Origin of the sequence: Faecalibacterium sp. Marseille-P9590, assembly GCF_017377665.1 — a bacterium.
GTDB lineage: Bacteria > Bacillota > Clostridia > Oscillospirales > Ruminococcaceae > Faecalibacterium.
The window spans coordinates 40,313-58,907 of sequence record NZ_JAFREF010000004.1 but is presented as its reverse complement, the minus strand read 5'-3'; the positions used below and the strand labels follow the sequence as shown (position 1 = coordinate 58,907).

General features: G+C 52.9%; 23 protein-coding genes. 22 read left to right on the top strand and 1 reads right to left on the bottom strand.

Annotated elements, in window-relative coordinates:
• The first annotated feature begins 36 nt into the window (after positions 1-36).
• From J3349_RS06500 to J3349_RS06410, 19 genes are all read left to right on the top strand, one after another.
• Positions 37-435, top strand: a complete 399-nt coding sequence (locus J3349_RS06500; protein WP_081445593.1) for a PcfB family protein — start codon at positions 37-39, stop codon at positions 433-435.
• The gene (locus tag J3349_RS06495) at positions 422-2,257 is read left to right on the top strand and encodes a VirD4-like conjugal transfer protein, CD1115 family (protein ID WP_207676833.1); all 1,836 of its coding nucleotides are present in this window, start codon (positions 422-424) and stop codon (positions 2,255-2,257) included. Before J3349_RS06500 ends, J3349_RS06495 begins: the two co-directional genes overlap by 14 nt.
• A 95-nt stretch (positions 2,258-2,352) precedes the next feature.
• Positions 2,353-2,565 (top strand): Maff2 family mobile element protein, encoded by a 213-nt coding sequence (locus J3349_RS06490; protein WP_044963257.1) that lies wholly within the window; start codon positions 2,353-2,355, stop codon positions 2,563-2,565.
• 11 nt (positions 2,566-2,576) lie between these two features.
• A complete protein-coding gene (locus J3349_RS06485; protein ID WP_207676832.1) occupies positions 2,577-3,443 on the top strand; it encodes a VirB6/TrbL-like conjugal transfer protein, CD1112 family in 867 nt (288 codons plus the stop codon).
• A gap of 15 nt (positions 3,444-3,458) precedes the next feature.
• The gene (locus tag J3349_RS06480) at positions 3,459-4,190 is read left to right on the top strand and encodes a septation protein SpoVG family protein (RefSeq protein ID WP_207676831.1); all 732 of its coding nucleotides are present in this window, start codon (positions 3,459-3,461) and stop codon (positions 4,188-4,190) included.
• Complete coding sequence (locus tag J3349_RS06475) at positions 4,180-4,959, top strand: site-specific DNA-methyltransferase (RefSeq protein ID WP_207676830.1); 780 nt, start codon at positions 4,180-4,182, stop codon at positions 4,957-4,959. Before J3349_RS06480 ends, J3349_RS06475 begins: the two co-directional genes overlap by 11 nt.
• Positions 4,960-4,976: 17 nt before the next feature.
• Complete coding sequence (locus J3349_RS06470) at positions 4,977-5,531, top strand: MT-A70 family methyltransferase (RefSeq protein WP_118685249.1); 555 nt, start codon at positions 4,977-4,979, stop codon at positions 5,529-5,531.
• A 3-nt stretch (positions 5,532-5,534) separates the two neighbouring features.
• Positions 5,535-5,924: a PrgI family protein gene (locus J3349_RS06465; RefSeq protein ID WP_015563852.1), complete on the top strand. Its 390-nt coding sequence runs from the start codon at positions 5,535-5,537 to the stop codon at positions 5,922-5,924.
• Between the two features lie 46 nt (positions 5,925-5,970).
• Positions 5,971-8,241: a VirB4-like conjugal transfer ATPase, CD1110 family gene (locus tag J3349_RS06460; protein WP_110104229.1), complete on the top strand. Its 2,271-nt coding sequence runs from the start codon at positions 5,971-5,973 to the stop codon at positions 8,239-8,241.
• A complete protein-coding gene (locus J3349_RS06455; RefSeq protein WP_207676829.1) occupies positions 8,222-9,940 on the top strand; it encodes a C40 family peptidase in 1,719 nt (572 codons plus the stop codon). The genes J3349_RS06460 and J3349_RS06455 overlap by 20 nt, the downstream gene beginning before the upstream one ends.
• A gap of 14 nt (positions 9,941-9,954) precedes the next feature.
• The gene (locus J3349_RS06450; RefSeq protein WP_014080213.1) at positions 9,955-10,209 is read left to right on the top strand and encodes a DUF4315 family protein; all 255 of its coding nucleotides are present in this window, start codon (positions 9,955-9,957) and stop codon (positions 10,207-10,209) included.
• A 2-nt stretch (positions 10,210-10,211) separates the two neighbouring features.
• Positions 10,212-10,961, top strand: coding sequence for a DUF4366 domain-containing protein (locus tag J3349_RS06445; protein ID WP_207676828.1), 750 nt, complete (start codon positions 10,212-10,214; stop codon positions 10,959-10,961).
• On the top strand, positions 10,958-11,134 hold the full coding sequence (locus tag J3349_RS06440) for a hypothetical protein (RefSeq protein ID WP_014080211.1): 177 nt from the start codon (positions 10,958-10,960) through the stop codon (positions 11,132-11,134). The genes J3349_RS06445 and J3349_RS06440 overlap by 4 nt, the downstream gene beginning before the upstream one ends.
• Positions 11,135-11,138: 4 nt before the next feature.
• Entirely contained in the window at positions 11,139-11,492 is a 354-nt protein-coding gene (locus J3349_RS06435; protein WP_207676827.1) for a cysteine-rich VLP domain-containing protein, read from the top strand.
• A 179-nt stretch (positions 11,493-11,671) separates the two neighbouring features.
• A complete protein-coding gene (locus J3349_RS06430) occupies positions 11,672-12,631 on the top strand; it encodes a hypothetical protein (RefSeq protein ID WP_207676826.1) in 960 nt (319 codons plus the stop codon).
• Between the two features lie 13 nt (positions 12,632-12,644).
• The gene (locus J3349_RS06425; RefSeq protein WP_207676825.1) at positions 12,645-13,229 is read left to right on the top strand and encodes a hypothetical protein; all 585 of its coding nucleotides are present in this window, start codon (positions 12,645-12,647) and stop codon (positions 13,227-13,229) included.
• A 12-nt stretch (positions 13,230-13,241) separates the two neighbouring features.
• The gene (locus J3349_RS06420) at positions 13,242-13,406 is read left to right on the top strand and encodes a hypothetical protein (protein ID WP_207676824.1); all 165 of its coding nucleotides are present in this window, start codon (positions 13,242-13,244) and stop codon (positions 13,404-13,406) included.
• The gene (locus J3349_RS06415; RefSeq protein WP_014080206.1) at positions 13,403-13,750 is read left to right on the top strand and encodes a plasmid mobilization relaxosome protein MobC; all 348 of its coding nucleotides are present in this window, start codon (positions 13,403-13,405) and stop codon (positions 13,748-13,750) included. The genes J3349_RS06420 and J3349_RS06415 overlap by 4 nt, the downstream gene beginning before the upstream one ends.
• Before the next feature lie 158 nt (positions 13,751-13,908).
• Positions 13,909-15,255, top strand: coding sequence for a relaxase/mobilization nuclease domain-containing protein (locus J3349_RS06410; protein WP_207676823.1), 1,347 nt, complete (start codon positions 13,909-13,911; stop codon positions 15,253-15,255).
• Between the two features lie 201 nt (positions 15,256-15,456).
• Here the strand turns inward: J3349_RS06410 and J3349_RS06405 are convergent, their stop codons facing one another.
• A complete protein-coding gene (locus J3349_RS06405; protein ID WP_054754179.1) occupies positions 15,457-15,816 on the bottom strand; it encodes a helix-turn-helix domain-containing protein in 360 nt (119 codons plus the stop codon).
• Positions 15,817-16,062: 246 nt separating this feature from the next.
• Here J3349_RS06405 and J3349_RS06400 point away from each other — a divergent pair, with 246 nt between their 5' ends.
• The 3 genes from J3349_RS06400 to J3349_RS06390 all read left to right on the top strand — a co-directional run bounded on the left by J3349_RS06400 (position 16,063) and on the right by J3349_RS06390 (position 18,581).
• Positions 16,063-16,746 (top strand): response regulator transcription factor, encoded by a 684-nt coding sequence (locus J3349_RS06400; RefSeq protein WP_117461330.1) that lies wholly within the window; start codon positions 16,063-16,065, stop codon positions 16,744-16,746.
• Positions 16,743-17,774: a HAMP domain-containing sensor histidine kinase gene (locus J3349_RS06395; RefSeq protein ID WP_207676822.1), complete on the top strand. Its 1,032-nt coding sequence runs from the start codon at positions 16,743-16,745 to the stop codon at positions 17,772-17,774. Before J3349_RS06400 ends, J3349_RS06395 begins: the two co-directional genes overlap by 4 nt.
• Before the next feature lie 141 nt (positions 17,775-17,915).
• Entirely contained in the window at positions 17,916-18,581 is a 666-nt protein-coding gene (locus J3349_RS06390; RefSeq protein ID WP_005335790.1) for an ABC transporter ATP-binding protein, read from the top strand.
• Positions 18,582-18,595: the final 14 nt, after the last annotated feature.

The window sequence follows — 18,595 nt, the reverse complement described above, 5'->3', positions numbered from 1 at the left end:
AAAACAACCAAGCTGACGGCGCGGGGACTGGCGTATGTGCTGGGCATGGTGGGCCGGAAGATCCGCAAGGCATACCGTGGGCGGCAAGTACCGCACGGAAAACAAAGTGTGCGAAAGCTCATGGCCCACGGTACAGCCACCAACAGCATTGAGCTATCCGGGGATGCCAAGTCCTTTGACCGCGTGGCCCGGAAATGGAATGTAGACTATGCGTTCTATAAAACCGGGCCGGACAAATACCTGCTGTTTTTCAAGGCTGGACAGGCAGACGCAATGACCGCCTGCTTTTCTGAGTATTCCCGTAAGGTGTTAAGCAAAGCAAAATCGAACCGTGTTCCCATCCGGGAACAACTGCAACAGGCGGCAGATCAGCTTTCCAAAGAAAAGCCGAAGCAGAAAGAACGTGCAAAGGAGGTGGCCCATGAGGACAGATAAGATCAGAAAATATCTCATTCCGAACATTCCCTATCTGTTCATCCTGTGGGCGTTCCTCAAGCTGGGAACGGCCTACCGGCTGGCGGCGGGGAACGATTTTGCACATAAGCTCATCGGGCTGGGCCAGACGATTGGCCCGGCCTTTGCTGACTTTGCACCCGGTCTTGCCCCGCTGGATTGGCTTGTTGGTATTGTAGGCGCAGTTGGTTTCCGGCTGCTGATCTATTTCAAAAGCAAGAACGCTAAGAAGTTCCGGCGGGATGCAGAATACGGCAGCGCCCGGTGGGGAACGGAAAAAGACATCAAACCGTTTGTCGATCCGAAATTTGAAAACAACGTGATTTTGACCGGGACGGAGTTTCTCACGATGAACACCCGCCCGAAAATCCCCGCAAATGCCCGAAACCTGAATTGCTGCATTATCGGCTCGTCCGGCTCCGGCAAAACCCGCTTCTGGCTCACGCCCCAGCTTTTACAGGCTCATTCCTCTTATGTGGTGGTCGATCCCAAAGGCGGTGTGCTGGGACAGGTCGGAGCTTTCCTGCAAAAACGCGGGTACAAAATCAAGATATTCAACAGCATAGATTTTTCAAAATCCATGCACTATAACCCGCTGGCGTATATCCGCAACGAGGCCGATATTCTGAAATTCGTGGATGCCCTGATTTCCAACACAAAGGGCGAAGGCAAGGAAGGCGATCCATTCTGGACGAAATCGGAAACGCTTTTATACTGCGCCCTGATTGCCTACATTATTTTCGAGGGGCCTGCCGAGGATCGGAACATGAATACCCTTGTGGATATGATTTCCGGCATGGAGGTCAAGGAGGATGACGAGGACTTTATGAACGCGGTGGACTATATGTTTGTCGGGCTTGAAAAGCGCAAGCCGGATTGCTTCGCGGTCAAACAGTATAAAAAGTACAAATTGGCCAGCGGCAAGACGGCAAAAAGCATTTTAATTTCCTGCGGTGCGCGGCTGGCTCCCTTTGACATCCCGCAGCTTCGTGAAGTCATGGCCTATGACGAATTGGAGCTTGACCGCATCGGAGATCGGAAAACAGCGGTATTCTTCATCATTTCCGATACCACGCAGACCTACAACTTTTTAGTGGCGCTTGCTTTTTCGCAGATGTTCAACCTCCTGTGTGAACGGGCGGACAATGTTCACGGTGGCCGCCTGCCGCACCATGTACGAGTGCTGTGGGACGAGGCAGCCAACACGGGACAGGTGCCCCAGCTCGAAAAGCTGGTCGCGGTTATCCGCTCCCGCGAGGTGAGTCTTTGCCTGCTGTATCAACAGTTGGCACAGTGCAAGGCCATTTACGATAAACACGCCGAGACAATCCTCGGCAACATGGACAGCGTGGTGTTCCTCGGTGGTCGCGAAGCCAGCACCATCAAGGAAATATCCGAGAACTGGCTGGGAAAAGCCACAATCAGTATGCAGACTGACAGCCGCTCCCGTGGTCAGTCGGAAAGCTACAGTCAAAATACCCAGCGGCTGGGCCGGGAACTGATGACCCCAGCCGAACTTGCAACCATGCCGGGAGATAAATGTATTTTGCAGCTTCGGGGCCTGCCCCCGTTCTTCTCTCCCAAGTATGATCTGAAACGGCATCCGAACTACCGTTATACGGCGGAGGCCGATAAACAGAAAAACGCTTTTGACCTCGACAGGCTCATTAACCGCCGCAGGCGGCCCGGTCTGAACGAGGCGTGTACGATGTATGAGGTGACTGTGCCGGACGATGCGCTCACAGAAGAGGACGAGGACATCCTCAACTATGATGACATCGACGATCCAGACGCCTTTGCATAAACGCTTCGAGACAAAGTGTCCCGAAGTTTGTAACCTGCCGCCTGCAAGGGCGGCTTTTTTGTTACCGGGAAAATCCCGGAGAAATGGAGGCTTATATGGCATTTTTCTCATCTGCAATCGACACTTTACAGACCCTCGTTATTGCTCTCGGTGCTGGCCTTGGCGTGTGGGGCGTGGTTAATCTGCTGGAGGGCTACGGCTCGGATAACCCGGGCTCCAAGTCCCAGGGCATGAAGCAGCTCATGGCGGGCGGCGGCATCATCGTCATTGGCACCACACTGATCCCTCTGCTGTCTGGCCTGTTTTAAGGTAGGCGCTTATGGATTTTCTCACCGACTGGCTCACAAACTGGCTCAAAGAGCTTCTGATTGGCGGGATCATAGGGAACCTCGAAGGTCTTTTTGATACCGTCAATACCCAAGTCGGAGAGATTGCGGAACAGGTAGGGACTACCCCGGCGGCGTGGCACGCCGGGGTTTTCTCCCTGATCCGACAGCTTTCCGAAACGGTGATCCTGCCGATTGCCGGAATGGTGCTGACCTTTGTTGCCACTTATGAGCTCATACAGATGCTTTTGGAAAAGAACAATATGCACGAGGTTGACGTTGCGAACCTCTATAAATGGATGTTCAAAACAGCCTGTGCAATCCTGATCCTGTCAAACACATTCAATATCGTCATGGCCGTGTTCGATGTCTCGCAGAGCGTCATCGCGCAGGCAGGCGGGCTGATTCAAGGCTCTACCGATGTTTCGGCGGATATGCTTGCCGAACTGGAAACCTCGCTGGAGGCGATGGACTTGGGGCCGCTTTTGGGGCTTTGGCTGCAATCTGCGCTCATCGGCTTCACGATGAAAGCAATGGGGATTATCATTTTCGTTTTGGTGTATGGCAGGATGTTGGAAATCTATCTGCTGACCAGTCTGGCCCCTATCCCCGTTGCTACGCTTTCCAACCGGGAGCTTGGCGGCACCGGGCAGAACTACATCAAGTCCCTGTTTGCCGTAGGCTTTCAAGGGCTGCTGATCCTCGTATGTGTTGCAATTTACGCGGTGCTCATTCAAGGCATCGCAACAAGCGGCGATCCCATCGGGGCGATTTGGGGAACTGTGGGCTACACGGTTCTGCTTTGCTTCATGCTCTTTAAGACCGGGAGCATTGCCCAGCGTATCTTTGGCGCTCATTAACAGGAGGTGGTGCTTATGCCGAGAAGATACGGGGCGGATGGAACGCGCTTATGGAATGGAAAAACGCCGGAGGAGTTTACTGAAGCGGACGCTTACCGCTTTATGGCGGAAACGGAGGCCGTCCTGCAAAGAAAAGAGCTGATGGACGACCCCGCCCAGCCTGCTCCGGCAAGCGGAAAGGAGGAATTTTATCTGAGTAAGAACGACGATGTATTGCTGACCCCGGAGCAGATTGCTGCGGAGGAGCGGCGCTGGCTATTTGATGCTCCCATCGCGGAGCTTGCGGAAGTCAAGGGCGTTAGTATTGACGAGGCGGTAAAAATGCGGACGGATGCCGTCTTGCAAGAGGCGGTTGTTCCGATCACAGTATCTGTCCGCCCGATTGAGCCGCAGGGTAAACTGATCGGCTTCGCCAGCGTCAACTTTGGCGGTGTGGTCATCGACGATTTTAAGGTTGTGGATGGGAAAAACGGGATTTTCCTCGGTGCTCCCTCTAAGCCCGATCCTGCCAGCCGGACGGGATACCGGGCTACGGTTCGGATTCCTGACCGTGCCATACAGGAACGGATCAATGCGGCTGGTGTGGAGGCGTATCATGCGGCGGTGGAACAGCTTGTTGCACGGGCCCAGGCGGTACGGCCTGCCCCGATCAAGGAGCAGATGGCCGAGGCCGCAAAGCAGGCAGGAAAAGAAAACGCCGCCCGGCCTGCGCCTGCCAAGGAAAAGGAGGCCCGCAATGACCGATAGCCGCACTTTGGGACAAAGTGTCTCGAAGGAGGGCTTATTTCTCATGGATGGCATTGAGGGTCTGCGTTCTTTGCCAAAACATAGCGTGGATATGCTGCTGACTGATCCGCCCTACGGCACAACCCGGAATTATTGGGATGTGCCCCTGCCGCTCCCGGAGCTGTGGGAGGCGGTGAAATGGGCGGTCAAGCCGAATGGCGCAGTGCTGTTTTTCGCACAGTGCCCCTTTGACAAGGTGCTGGGCGCATCCAACCTCGCCATGCTCCGCTATGAGTGGATTTGGTACAAGGAGCGCGGAACGGGCTTTCTCAATGCAAACCGGGCTCCACTGAAAAAGTCCGAGAATATCTTGGTGTTTTACCAGAAGTCCCCGGTCTACAATCCGCAGTTTACTTATGGCAAGCCTTATGCCCGCGTACATTCCCGAAGCGGTACAAGCTCCAACTATGGGAAATTTGAACGGCAGGGATCGGAGTCCAACGATGGCCGCCGCTATCCCGGAAATGTACTATTTGTGCCTACGGTGTCCGGCGGCATCCATCCTACACAGAAGCCTGTGGAGCTTTGTGAGTACCTGATCCGCACCTATACCCGCCCCGGCGAACTGGTCGCGGACATTTGCGTTGGCTCCGGCACAACCGCGATTGCAGCTATCAACACAGAACGTCGCTTTGTATGCTTTGAAACGGCCCCGGCCTTTTATGCCGCAGCCAGTGAGCGTATTCGTGCGGCGCAGGCAGTAAAAAGTTCTGGCGAGAAAGGAGTGTAATTATCCAGCAGTATTCTATCATTTACGCCGATCCCCCTTGGCGCTACTCGGCTAAGAAAGTACAGGGCGCGGCGGAAAACCATTATCCCACTATGAGCATTGAGGAGTTATGTGCGTTGCCTGTGGCTGATCTTGCAGCCCCGGACAGCGCACTCTTTTTATGGGCCACTTTCCCGCAGCTCCCGGAGGCGCTCCGGCTGATCGAGGCTTGGGGCTTCAACTATAAATCCGTTGCTTTTGTCTGGCTGAAAAAGAACAAGAAGGCGGATAGCTGGTTTTACGGCCTTGGCTTCTGGACAAGAGGCAATGCAGAAATTTGCCTGCTGGCAACCAAGGGCCACCCGAAGCGGCAGGCTGCCAACATCCATCAATTTATCGTTTCCCCGATTGAGGCCCACAGCAAAAAGCCGGACGAGGCCCGCGACAAAATTATTTCCCTGATGGGCGATCTGCCCCGCGTGGAGCTCTTTGCCAGGCAGACCCCGCCCGGTTGGGCTGTATGGGGGAATGAAGTAACGCCAACCATCCCGGACTTTGGGACACATTGTCCCGAAGTGCAGAAAGGAGTGTGATCTATGCCCTATGTAAACGTACCAAACGATTTATCCAAAATCAAAACAAAGATGGCTTTCAACCTCACCAAACGCCAGCTTGTCTGCTTCGGCAGCGCGGGCGCGGTGGGGATTCCGGCCTATTTGCTGACCCGTGGCACCCTCGGCAATACCGGGGCGATGTTTCTCATGCTGGGAATTATGCTCCCGGCGTTCCTGCTGGCGATGTATGAAAAGGACGGCTTGCCCTTTGAAAAGGTTGTGCGAAACATCATCCGGGCCAAGTTTCTAAGGCCGGGGATCAGGGCCTACCGAACCGAAAACATTTATGCGCCCTTTGCCGGGCCGGGCGCTGGAAAGGAGGATGTGATTGAAAAACACAAAGAAGAAAAACGGAGCCGCCGCCAAGGGTAAAGGCCGGGCGACCCTGTCTGCTCAGCAGACAATCCCGTATCTGTCCATGCACCCGGACGGTGTGTGCAAGCTCCCGGGCGGGCTCTATACAAAAACCGTGGAATATGAGGACATCAATTACTCCGTGGCATCCACCGAGGATCAGACCGCCATATTCAGCGGATGGAGCTCATTCCTCAACTACTTTGACAGTTCGCTGCCGTTCCAGCTTTCCTTTATCAACCGCCGTTCTCATTCCCGCAGCCGCTATCAGGTCAATATCCCGAAAGCGGATGACAACTATAACAGCGTCCGGGACGAGTTTACCGGGATGCTGAAAAATCAGATTGCCAAAAGCAATAACGGCATTGAACGCTCAAAATACATCACCTTTGGCATACCCGCCGAGGGGATTGCGGAGGCACGGCCCCGTCTGGAGCGTGTGGAGGCTGATGTCATGGGAAACTTTAAGCGGCTGGGCGTTCCCTCGGAGCCTATGGACGGGCGGGCCCGCCTTGCGCTGCTTCATAGCCAGATGCACCCGGGGAGCCGCGAGGCGTTCCGCTTTTCGTGGAAAGACATCCCGCAGACCGGGCTCGGCACAAAAGACTTTATTGCCCCGGACAGTCTCGACTTCCGCCAGTCCCGAACATTCCGTATCGGCCAGTATTGGGGCGCGGTGTCCTATTTGCAGATTATGGCATCGGAGCTTTCGGATAAGTTGTTGGCGGAAATCTTGGAGCTGGATGCGGAAATGACCGTGACCATGCACATTCAGACCGTGGATCAGCTCAAGGCAATCAAGACCATCAAGGGGAAAATCTCGGACATCGGAAAAATGAAAGTAGAGGAACAGAGAAAGGCTGTGCGCTCCGGCTATGACCCGGATATTCTTCCCCCTGACCTGATCACATTCAGCAAGGACGCAGCGGAGCTTTTGGCTGATTTGCAATCCCGCAATGAGCGAATGTTTCTGCTGACCTTTACGGTGGTAAACCTTGCCCCTACTCGCCAGCGGCTGGAAAACGATGTGTTTACCGTGGGCGGCATCGCGCAGAAATACAACTGCGCTCTGCGCCGTCTGGACTGGCAACAGGAACAGGGATTTGTTTCTTCGCTGGCCCTTGGTTACAACGAGGTAGAAATCCAGCGCGGTATGACAACCAGCTCCACAGCCATCTTTATCCCTTTTATGACAAGGGAGCTCCGCATGGCGGGGCAGGCCCTCTACTATGGCATGAACGCACTTTCTCACAATGTCATCATGGCTGACCGCAAAAAGCTGAAGTCGGCAAACGGGATGTATTTGGGTTCTACGGGCTCCGGCAAGAGCTTTGCTGCAAAGCGCGAGCTCTTGAATGTGTTTCTCACCATCCCGCAGGATCGGATCATCGTGGTTGACCCGATGGGCGAATACGCTCCGCTGGTGCGAAGGCTGGGCGGCCAGGTGATCGAGATTGCCCCGGACAGCCCGCACCACCTCAATCCGATGGATGTGGAGCTCAATATGGCCGCCGGAGAAAGCCCGCTTTCCATGAAGGCGGATTTTCTTTTGTCCCTGTGCGAGCTGGTGGTCGGCGGCAAGGAAGGCTTGCAGCCCATTGAAAAGACGGTCATTGACCGCTGTGTGCGTTTGGTGTACCGGGAACAGGCGCTCGGACTGGAAACTGCAAAAACACCGCTGTTGCAGGATTTGTACGAAGAGCTCTTACGCCAGCCGGAGCCCGAAGCCCGGCGCGTGGCAACTGCCTTAGAGCTTTATTGCACAGGCTCCCTCAATCTCTTTAACCATCCTACCAACGTCAAGACGGACAGCCGTGTGGTGTGCATCGTTCTGAAAAACATGGGCGAAAACCTTAGAAAGATTGCAATGCACATCACAAATGAGTTCGTTTCGCAGGCGGTGGATCAGAACTTCCACGAGGGCGCGGCGACTTGGTGCTACTTTGACGAGTTTCATATTCTGCTCCGCGATCCGCTGACGGCCAGCTACTTTGTAGCGGTCTGGAAAATGCTGCGTAAAAAAGGATGTGTGCCGTCTGCTTTGACGCAGAACGTCAAAGACCTTTTGGCCAGCCGGGAAATCGAGAACATTCTGGACAACACGGATTTTATGATTCTGCTTTCGCAGGCGCAGAGTGACCGTACCATTCTGGCAAAACAGCTCGGTATTTCCGAGCATCAGCTTTCCTATATCACACACAGCAATTCCGGCGAGGGGCTGTTGTTCTATGGAAATGTAACCATTCCGTTTGTGGATCGGTTCCCTCGCGGAGAAATCTATGACCTGCTGACTACCCGCCCGGAGGATATGAAGAATGAAACGAAAAACGAATAAGACCAAGGAGGAGGCTTGGTCGCAGACCGCCCACGCCCCTAATGGGGAGCAGCCCGAGCCGGAGGCTTCCGACACTTCGGGACAAAGTGTCCCAAAGTCCAAGTTCCGCAAAAAGAGCCAGCAGGAACAGGCTGCGGCGGCAAAGCTCCGTATGGAGTCCCAAGGCGAAAAGCTGGAACAGGCCCGGGAGAAGCTGGCAAAACAAAAGCCGCCGAAAAAGCCCGGCCCGGTAAAACGCATAGGCCGTGTTGCCAGTGGTTCCGTTCACAGCTTCGTGCATGGCAAGATTTTTGAAGTGGAACAGGAAAATGTCGGCACAGAAGGCGCACACCGTTCTGAGCTTGTGGGAGAAACCGCGCTGCGGCACGGCTCCCGCTTTGTGCGCCGTAAAGTCCGGGAACATCCGGCAAAAGTGGTACGCAAGGCCGAGGCCCGCTATACCAAATACACGGCGGACTACCATTTTCACACCGCTGCACAGGAGCACCCGGAGCTGACGAAAAATACCCTTACCCGCTACTGGCAAAAGCAACGGCTTCGCAGGCAATACCGCAAGCAGGCAAAGGAGGCTGCAAAGCAGGGCGCGGCTGCGGCTGGGAAAACTGCCACAGCCACAGAACGCCTGACCGCCCGGGCAGTGGAATTTGTCAAAAGTCATCCCGCAGGTGCCGTGGTTGCGGTGCTCTGTGTGTTACTCCTGTTTGCTATGCAGTCCTGTTCCTCTACCATGCTTATGCTGGGGAACGCCGGGGCCGGTGCATTAGGGGCCAGCACCTATCCTTGCGAGGATCGGGATATGCTGGCCGCCGAAGCTGCCTACTGTGCGCTGGAAGATGATTTGCAGCATTATCTGGACACCTATGAAAGCACCCATGACTATGACGAATACCACTTCGATCTGGACGAAATCGAACATGACCCCTATGTGCTGCTTTCTCTTTTGTGTGCGCTCCATGAGGGGCAATGGACAATAGACGAGGTACAGGTAACGCTGCAAATGCTGTTTGACCGCCAGTACATTCTCACGGAGGATGTAGTGGTGGAAACCCGGTATCGCACGGAAACCGACACATGGACGGACGAGGACGGCAACTCCCATACGGACACCTATCAGGTGCCTTACGACTATTACATCTGTACGGTCACACTGGAGAACTTTGATTTATCCCATGTGCCCGTATATGTCATGGGCGAGGAGCAGCTTTCACGGTATGCCATCTATATGGCAACGCTGGGAAACCGCCCCGATCTGTTCCCGGATTCTCCCTATGTGAACAAGTACATTACCGGGAAACCCGGTGATTACGAAGTGCCCGGAGAATATCTGGACGATGAAACCTTTGCCGCGATGCTTGCCGAGGCGCAGAAATATATCGGCTATCCCTATGTGTGGGGCGGCAGTTCTCCCGCCACTTCCTTTGATTGCTCGGGCTACGTTTCGTGGGTCATCAATCACTCCGGCTGGAATATGGGCAGGCTGGGAGCCCAGGGGCTCTATAACATCTGTACGCCAACAAGCTCTCCCAAACCCGGTGATCTGGTGTTCTTCAAAGGCACCTATGACACGCCGGGCGTAAGCCATTGCGGGATTTATGTCGGTGACGGAAAAATGCTGCATTGCGGAGATCCCATCGGCTACGCAAATTTGAATACAAGCTACTGGCAATCTCATTTTTACGCCTACGGGCGTTTACCGTGACAGGAGGTTTTGAAATGGCAACTACCAAAAGCATGAAAATTCAGGCCGAGATTGATAAGGTCAAGGCTAAAATCAGTGAACAGCAGGCCCGGCTCAAGGAGCTGGAGCAGAAAAAGCTGGAGGCAGAAAACAGTGAGATCGTGGACATTGTGCGCGGTATGAGCATCTCCCTTACGGAGCTCCCGTTGCTGTTTGAAAAGCTGAAGGACGGCGGCACTTTGGGACAAAGTGTCCCGAAGTCCGAAGAAGAAAAGAAGGAGGAAAACTGAATATGAAACACTTTCGTATGTTGGCGGCGGGGCTTTGCTCCGCCGTTCTTTTATGCGGCTTTGCGATTCCGGCCTATGCCTATTCGGACAGTGGCAATGAGGAACCGCCTGTTGTGGAAGAAACTCCGCCCCCGGAGCCTGCATCTACCATTACCCCGGGCGAGGGCTTTTCGGAGGATGGAAACCTTGTGACCCGCGATCTGCTCTACGATGCTGCAACCAACAAACAGTTCATCACGGTGGAAACCAGCGGCGGCAACACCTTTTACATTGTCATTGACTATGACAAGCCTGTGGATGAGGACGGCGAACAGTATCACACCTACTTTCTGAACATGGTGGATGAAGCCGATCTGCTGGCGGCACTGGAGGCCGCTGGAGGAGAGCTTCCGGCCTGCTCCTGCACAGAAAAATGTGCGTCCGGAGCCATCCATACGGATTGCGAGGTCTGCGCGGTCAACATGACCGAGTGTGCTGGCACGGCTCCTGAACCCGCCCCGGTAACAGAACCTGCGGAGGAGCCGGAACCCGAGCCCCAGCAGAAAAGCAATACCGGGACGCTTCTGCTGATTTTGGCTGTGGCTGTTCTGGGCAGCGGTGCAGGCTGGTACTTCAAAATTTACCGCCCGAAGCATGAAAAAGCTGCTGTACCCGAAGAGGATTACAGCGAGGAACTGGCTGATTATGACGATCCCGAGGACGATGGGCCGCCTTGGGACGAGGACGATACCGAAAGCGAGGATAATGAATGAGATTTACCAACAACCCCTATGAGGGATTTATGAAAGAAAAAAGCTACTTTAAGGGTGTGCCGCCCAGCCTGCCGCCGAAGGGCTCCCGTTGTGACGGCTGCCCTTACTGGCGCGGGATCGGCTGCGTGTTCTGCTACCGGGAGCAACTCAAACCACCGGGCAACGGGAGGTGATGCTGTGAGCCGAGAACTGACCCGGACAGAAAAAACGGCAATCCGCAGGCTGGTATCAAAATGGTGTGCCAACTATGACCGGGACTGCGGCTGCCTGCCGCTGGATTGCGAGTGCTATATGTTTGGGAAATGCTGGACGGGGGCTTATTGCCGCTACTTCCGCGAGGCAGTTCTGCCCCTTGATCCGGCGCTGGAGGCTGCGCTGCTGGCAGAAGGGCCAAGGCCGAATTTCAAGGCTTGCCCGGTATGCGGCAGAGCCGTGGCTCCTGATGGACGGCAAACCTATTGTTCGGCGGCCTGTGCAAAGGCGGCACACCGCAGACAGCAGCGGGAATATATGCGAAAAAAGCGGGGCTGATGTGTTGACAATTAGGACACCCCAAACCCGCCTGTGACAAGGCTTTTTAAGGCTCTTTTCTGCGGGAGGCGTATGTTTCTATGTCCGCCCCTGTTTCTGTGAGATGCTGTCAACATTTTAGCTGCCGGGGCTTTGGGACAATTTGTCCCAAAGTTCCGGCTTTTGTGGAAGGAGGTACTATGCCGAAATATTATCCGATCAACGAAGAAGCCGCAAAGCGGGCAAAAGATATGAACAGCTTTTCCGACTATCAGCCGGGCTCCGCTACGGCGGGCTACCGGGCAATGGTCGATGAAGCGTATGCAGCGGCGGAACGCCAGAAAGCGCGTGTCGATCCAATGTACCATGATAAGATTGACGCGCTGGTGGATCGCTATGCCCGGAAACTTGCGGAAAATCTGAATGAACGCAATGTGATTGATGCCCGGGTGCCCTCTATTCTGATCTCCGGGGGCGGTAATTTCCCTGTGGCAAAAAAGCACAAGCAGAACGCCGCCCGGGATCGCAACTATGGAGAGTATGCGGAGATTTCAAAGCTGCTTGATAAAATCCGCTCTGTTGGTATGGACGGGATCAGCGCAGACGATGATCTGGCCGTGGAAAAGCTGACAAAAAAGCTGGAGGGGCTGGAGTCCCAGCAGGCCACCATGAAGGCGGTCAATGCGTATTTTCGGAAACATAAAACGCTGGACGGCTGCCCGGAGCTTACGCCGGAGCAGGCCGAAAAGCTCAAAGCAGATATGGCGCAGTCATGGCACTTGGATAAAAGCAAGCCGTACCCCGCCTATCTGCTTTCCAACAACAACGCCAACATCCGCCGTGTACGCCAGCGCATTGAGGAACTGAGCAGCCGCTCCGAGTTTGCTGGCTGGACATTCCCCGGAGGTGAGGCCAAAATCAACGAGGCTGAAAACCGTTTGCAGCTTATTTTTGAGGAAAAGCCCGATGCCGATCAGCGGCAGGAACTGAAAAGCAACGGCTTTAAGTGGGCTCCCAGCCAAGGGGCATGGCAGCGGCAGCTTAACCAGAACGCCATCCGTGCTGCGGCCCGGATAGACTTTCTGCGGCCCGAGGACGGTACAAGCCCCTATCAGCTCCAGCCGTTTGTGAAAAGAGAAAACAAAGAAATGTCTCGATGATGGGAGGTGTACTATGGACAAAAATCAAGGCTATTCGATTCTGAAGGCTGTTATGCTGGAAAATGGACGTGGATTTGCATTGGGCGAACATCCCACCGCGCCATCCCGCTATGTCACATGGGCCTGCTATGATGGCAAGGACGGCCAGCGGCAGTACGAATGGGGTCACTATGGAAATGACCGTGCCGCGATGGAACAGGATTTTGCAGACCGGGTGCAGGACTATCAGCGTATTTATAACGTGGGGATCAGGCAGACCGAGGCTCCCGGTCTTTACAAGTATTATTCGACCCAGCGGCCTGTGGACATCGGGACATTCCCGAAGCCGCCCTATAACAAGCCGGATGAAATTTTCAATTACGATCAGCGCGTCCCGGTGGAAAATGGCTCGTTCTTGGCTTGGGGCTATCTTACCTATACCCGCCCGCTAACGGAAAAACAGGCATCCGACTATGAGCTGCGTCCTGCGCCTGATAATCCCGACAGGCCCCGTCCGATTGCCGAGCAGATGAAAAACGCGGCAAAGTTGGCGGAGGCAGATCGCGGCTCGGAGGCTCCGGCTCCCCAGCGCAGGCAGCCTGACCGTGGCGATAGATAAGGAGGTGCGTATATGAAAAAGAAACATGAAAAGGAATTGTCTGTACTGGAGGTGCTGCGCCTGCACCGTGAATTTCATTTGCCGCGCCCTATTCCGGTAGACGAACAGGAAAAGCCGCTGGATAAGGTAAAGGAGCCGCCCCGCGCCTGCCGCAGCCGGGAGCGTGAGGAACGATGACAAAGAAACGCCGCCGTCCGATCCATCTTCATGTGATGGTGTCGGAGGAGGAGCAGGCCCTGATTCAAGAACGTATGGCGGAGGCTGGCATCCGTAACATGGGAGCCTATATGCGGAAAATGGCCCTGAGTGGGTATGTGCTTCATGTTGACCTTTCGCCGGTTCGCGAGCTGGTTTCGCTTCAGCGGCGATGCTCCAACAATCTGAACCAAGTGGCAATTCAGGCCAACACCTACGGCGCAATTTATCCCGAAGAACTCGCAGCCTTACAGCGGGACTATGCCGCGTTGTGGGGGCCGCTGTCTGATCTTTTGAAACAGCTCTCCGCGCTGGTAGAACTCTGACCAATCCGGGGAGTGGTTGATACCGCTCCCCGGCTTTTTCTACTTCGGGACAAAGTGTCCCAAAGTAAAAATACTATTTGCCGGAAGGAGGGATTTCTACGGCGACCACCTACATCCGCCCTTATAAAACAGCGGCGGGAAAAAGTGCAATTCAAACGATGGAGGATCGTTTTACCTATGGCCTGAACCCGGAAAAGCTGGGAGCCGTATCTTCCTATCTCTGCGACCCGAACACGGCTCCCGCCGAGTTTCTTCTGGTAAAAAGTCAATACCTTGCAGAGACAGGCCGGGCCGTATCTCGCGGGGCCCTGTTCTTTCAGATCCGGCAGGCGTTCCTGCCCGGGGAGGTTACAGCGGAAGAAGCAAACCGTATTGGTTATGAAACGGCGATGCGCTGGACAAAGGGAAAGTATCAGTTCTTCGTCTGTACGCATACCGACAAGGCCCATATCCACAATCATATTTATTTCAATGCGACGGCCTTTGATCGCTCCCGGAAATTTCATAATTTCATTGGTTCGTCCTTTGCCCTGCGGCGGCTCTCTGACCGCGTGTGCATCGAACATGAACTGTCTGTTATCCAAAATCCGTGCCAGCACAGCAAGGGCCGTTTTCTCCACTATGGCCAGTGGATCGGAGAAAAGCCACCCTCTGCCAAGCAGCGGGTACGGCTGGCTATTCTCGCCGCTTTGGAGAAAAAGCCCACAGACTTTGCCGACTTTCTTCGGCTCATGGAGGAGTCCGGCTTTTCGGTGAAACAGGGACGAGGCGGTGTCATCTCATTCCTTGCGCCCGGGCAGGAAAAAACGACTCGGCTCCGGGCTTCTACACTGGGAGCCGGATTTGACCCGGAGGACATCAAGGCAGTAATTGCCGGGGAACGTCCGCTCCCTGAGCTGCCAGAGGAGCCCACGGTTCCGCCACGGCGAGTTAATCTCATCATCGACATTCAAGAGCGTATGGCCCAGGGCAAAGGCCCGGCCTATGAACGATGGGCCAAGGTCTACAACTTAAAGCAGATGGCGGCTGCGCTCCAGTATTTGCAGGAGCATCATCTGACAGACTATGCGGCGCTGACGGTCAGCACCGAGGCTGCGGTGGAGCACTTTCACAAGCTGTCTGACGAGCTCCGCACAACGGAGGAGGCTCTTTCCAAAACCTCGGAGCTGATGGCTGCCACGGTGGACTATGCCAAGACCCGCCCGGTGTTCGACGGGTACAAGGCTGCACGGTACAGCAAAAAGTATCTGGCCCAGCATGAAGCGGAGCTTGCCACTTACCGGGCGGCAAAGGATACCATGAACACCAGACTGAACGGCGCAAAGCTCCCTAAAATAGAAGCACTAAAAAAATCCCGCCGTGAGCTGGCGGGACAAAAGAAAGAGCTTTATGCGGAATATCGCAAGGCCCAGGCGGATATGCGGCAGGCTGTGGCAATCAAGGCGAACATTGATCATCTGCTCGGCGTGACGGACGGGCGGGAAAATAAGGCCCAGGAACGATAGTGACGGGCCGCAGACTACGGTGCAACGCACCGGGACTTTGGGACAATTTGTCCCGAAGTACAGCGGGTTTGGGGAGCTCCCCAACAAGCATTTTTGCGGGTCCTGCGCCCTGCAAAAATTTCGGAGTGTGGCCACACCCGAATTGCTTGCCAAAACGCGCAACCCGCAACATGGCGCAAAAAACGGAGGTTACGCTTTCTTTTACGTTTCCTCCGTTTCTTTCGATGCTTTCATCGCTTGGATTGTAGCTTCAACGATTTTCAATTCTCTTTCGTCCAAGGCGTTCAACATGGCATCAATCCGCTTCCTGCACTCGCTCCCGCTATTCTGGGACGGGTAAAAGTATTGATCCACCGATATATCAAACATTGTAACCATCTGATAAAAGGTGTTGAAGCTTGGATGCTGACCATCATTTTCATTATACATAATGGTACGCGGAGCGCGGTCAACAATATAGGCCAGTTGCTCCTGTGTCATGCCGCTGGCTTCTCTTGCACGCTTGATGGCGAGCCCTATATCGTGAAAATCAAAGCGTCTTTCATCTCGTTCTATCTTCATAACATCACCTGATATGATTTTACATTTCATGTGATATTATTTGAACGACTTTGTATTTCATACTACTGACTATTTAATTTCACATACGCAAAATTGATGATCGCGGAAATGTGAGGTACAATATACCTATAACTTTGGGACAATTTGTCCCGAAGATCAGAGGTTGGTATCTAAAATAAAATCAGAAATATTGTGAGGTTTCTGTGACATTTGGGTGCTATACTGAAAATGAAGGAGTGTGATACCATGCGAATTTTAGTAGTCGAGGATGATCGGCTTTTGAATAATACTTTATGCTATAACTTGAATACTGCGGGCTATACGGTTGATTCTGCACTGACAAAATCAGTGGCCAGTAGTTTCTTGACAAAGCAGGACTATGACCTGATTGTGCTGGATGTAAATTTGCCGGACGGGAACGGTTTTGACTTCTGCCGGGAAATAAAAGAGCGTCGCCCTGATACCGTTATTATTTTTCTGACCGCAAATGATATGGAAAGCGATATGCTCAAAGGGTATGAACTGGGCGCAGAGGATTATGTGACAAAACCTTTCCCTATGAGCGTCTTTCAAAAGAAATTAGCGGTAGTGCTGGGTAGGCTGACAAAACAATATGGTGGTGATACTTATGAGGATGGCACACTGACCATCAATTTTTCAGAAATGAGTGCTACTCTATCAGGAAAGCCACTTACATTCACCCCACTGGAATATCGACTTTTGAAAATCCTGATGAAAAATCCGCAGATTGTTTTGACCCGGCAAGTCTTGTTGGAAAAGCTGTGGGACGCAGACGGAAATTTTGTGGATGAACACGCTCTGACTGCGGCGATCAGCCGGGTACGAAACAAAATCGAAACACCTGACCGTCAGTATATCAAAACGGTATATGGTATGGGCTATATGTGGATCGGAGGAGTGCTGAAATGAATGTGCGAAAACTTTCCGTCAACAAAGCCTGTATCTTTTTTGCTGTTCTCCTGCTGGTGGCAATGGGGATGGTTTCAGCAGCTTTGTATGGGCTGACCCAAAATATAACCGCTGTCTGGTATGTATTATTGTTCGGCATTTTTGTGCTGGTTTGCGCTGTTTGTTTTATGGTGCTGGTTCGCCGCAAACTGGCAATGTTCTCCGATGCTTTTTGCAGTTTAATGGATGATATGTTATCCGGGAATATGCAGCCGAAACAGACTGTGGAAGAAGAAAGTCTTTTCTATAAAATTGAATATCGGCTGAACCGTTTATATGAAGTCATGCAGGAAAACAAGAACGGCATTGCACAAGAACGGGCTGACCTGCAAGAACTGATTTCCGACATCTCCCATCAGGTCAAGACCCCGATTGCGAACTTGAAAATGATTAACAGCACTCTGCTTGAAAATGAAGTCCCTGTGCAAAAACAAAAAGAGTTTCTAACGGCACAGGCCAGCCAGCTTGATAAACTGGATTTTCTCATGCAGGCTATGATTAAAACCTCTCGTTTGGAAACAGGTGTTATTTCTCTGGAAAAGAAAAGCCAGCCGCTTTATGACACGCTTGCCGCCGCATTGGGAGGTATTCTTCTGAACGCCGAGAAAAAACAGATCAATGTTCAAGTGGACTGCCCGGAGAACTTGGTCGTTTCCCATGACAGAAAATGGACAAGCGAAGCACTGTTCAATATTTTGGACAATGCAGTGAAATATACGCCGGAGGGCGGTCAAATCCGTGTTTCGGTTGAAAGTTGGGAAATGTATGTGAAAATCGACATTGCAGATACAGGCATTGGCATTTCAGAACAGCATCAGGGAGCAATTTTCAAGCGTTTCTATCGAGAGGACATCGTACATGATGTAGATGGAATTGGTATTGGTCTATATCTGGCTCGTGAGATCGTAACCTTGCAAGGCGGTTATATCCGGGTAACATCCGAGGTTGGGAGGGGTTCAACTTTTTCCGTCTTTCTGCCTCGACAATAAAATAAGTACGCTAAAAAACAAAATGTCACAGGCCTATGACATTTGAGATTTAATTAAACAGAGGTATTTTGTTTCCCGTGACATTTCTGTGAGGTTTACCTTTTATGATAGAGCCATCAAAAAGAAAGGGTGGTGTTCTATATGAACATATTACAAACGACAGATTTGAAGAAATATTACGGCACCGAACCGAACATTACAAAAGCATTGGATGGCGTGACCCTATCCATTGAGGAAGGTGAATTTGTTGCCATTGTTGGTACTTCCGGCAGCGGTAAGTCTACTTTGCTGAACATGATGGGCGGGTTAGATACGCCAACTTCCGGCAGTATTAAAGTAAAAGGGAAAGAATTATCGAAACTCAAGGATGAACAGCTTACCATCTTCCGCAGACGTAACATCGGGTTTATCTTTCAGAATTACAATCTTGTTCCTGTGCTGAATGTCTATGAAAATATTGTCCTGCCGGTGGAGCTGGATGGTGATACCGTGGACAAGCGGTTTATGGATGAAGTCGTGAAAATGTTGGCTCTCGATGGGAAGCTGAACAGTATGCCTAACAATCTGTCCGGCGGCCAGCAGCAGCGTGTAGCGATTGCCCGCGCCCTTGTTTCCAAACCAGCTATTATACTTGCAGATGAACCGACAGGCAATTTGGATAGCCGGACAAGTAGTGATGTTCTTGGTTTGCTGAAAGTTACAAGTCAGAAGTTCCATCAAACGCTTGTAATGATTACCCATAACAATGAAATTGCCCAGCTTGCCGACCGAATTATCCGTATTGAGGACGGAAAAATCGCACAGTGACAGGGGGTGACATT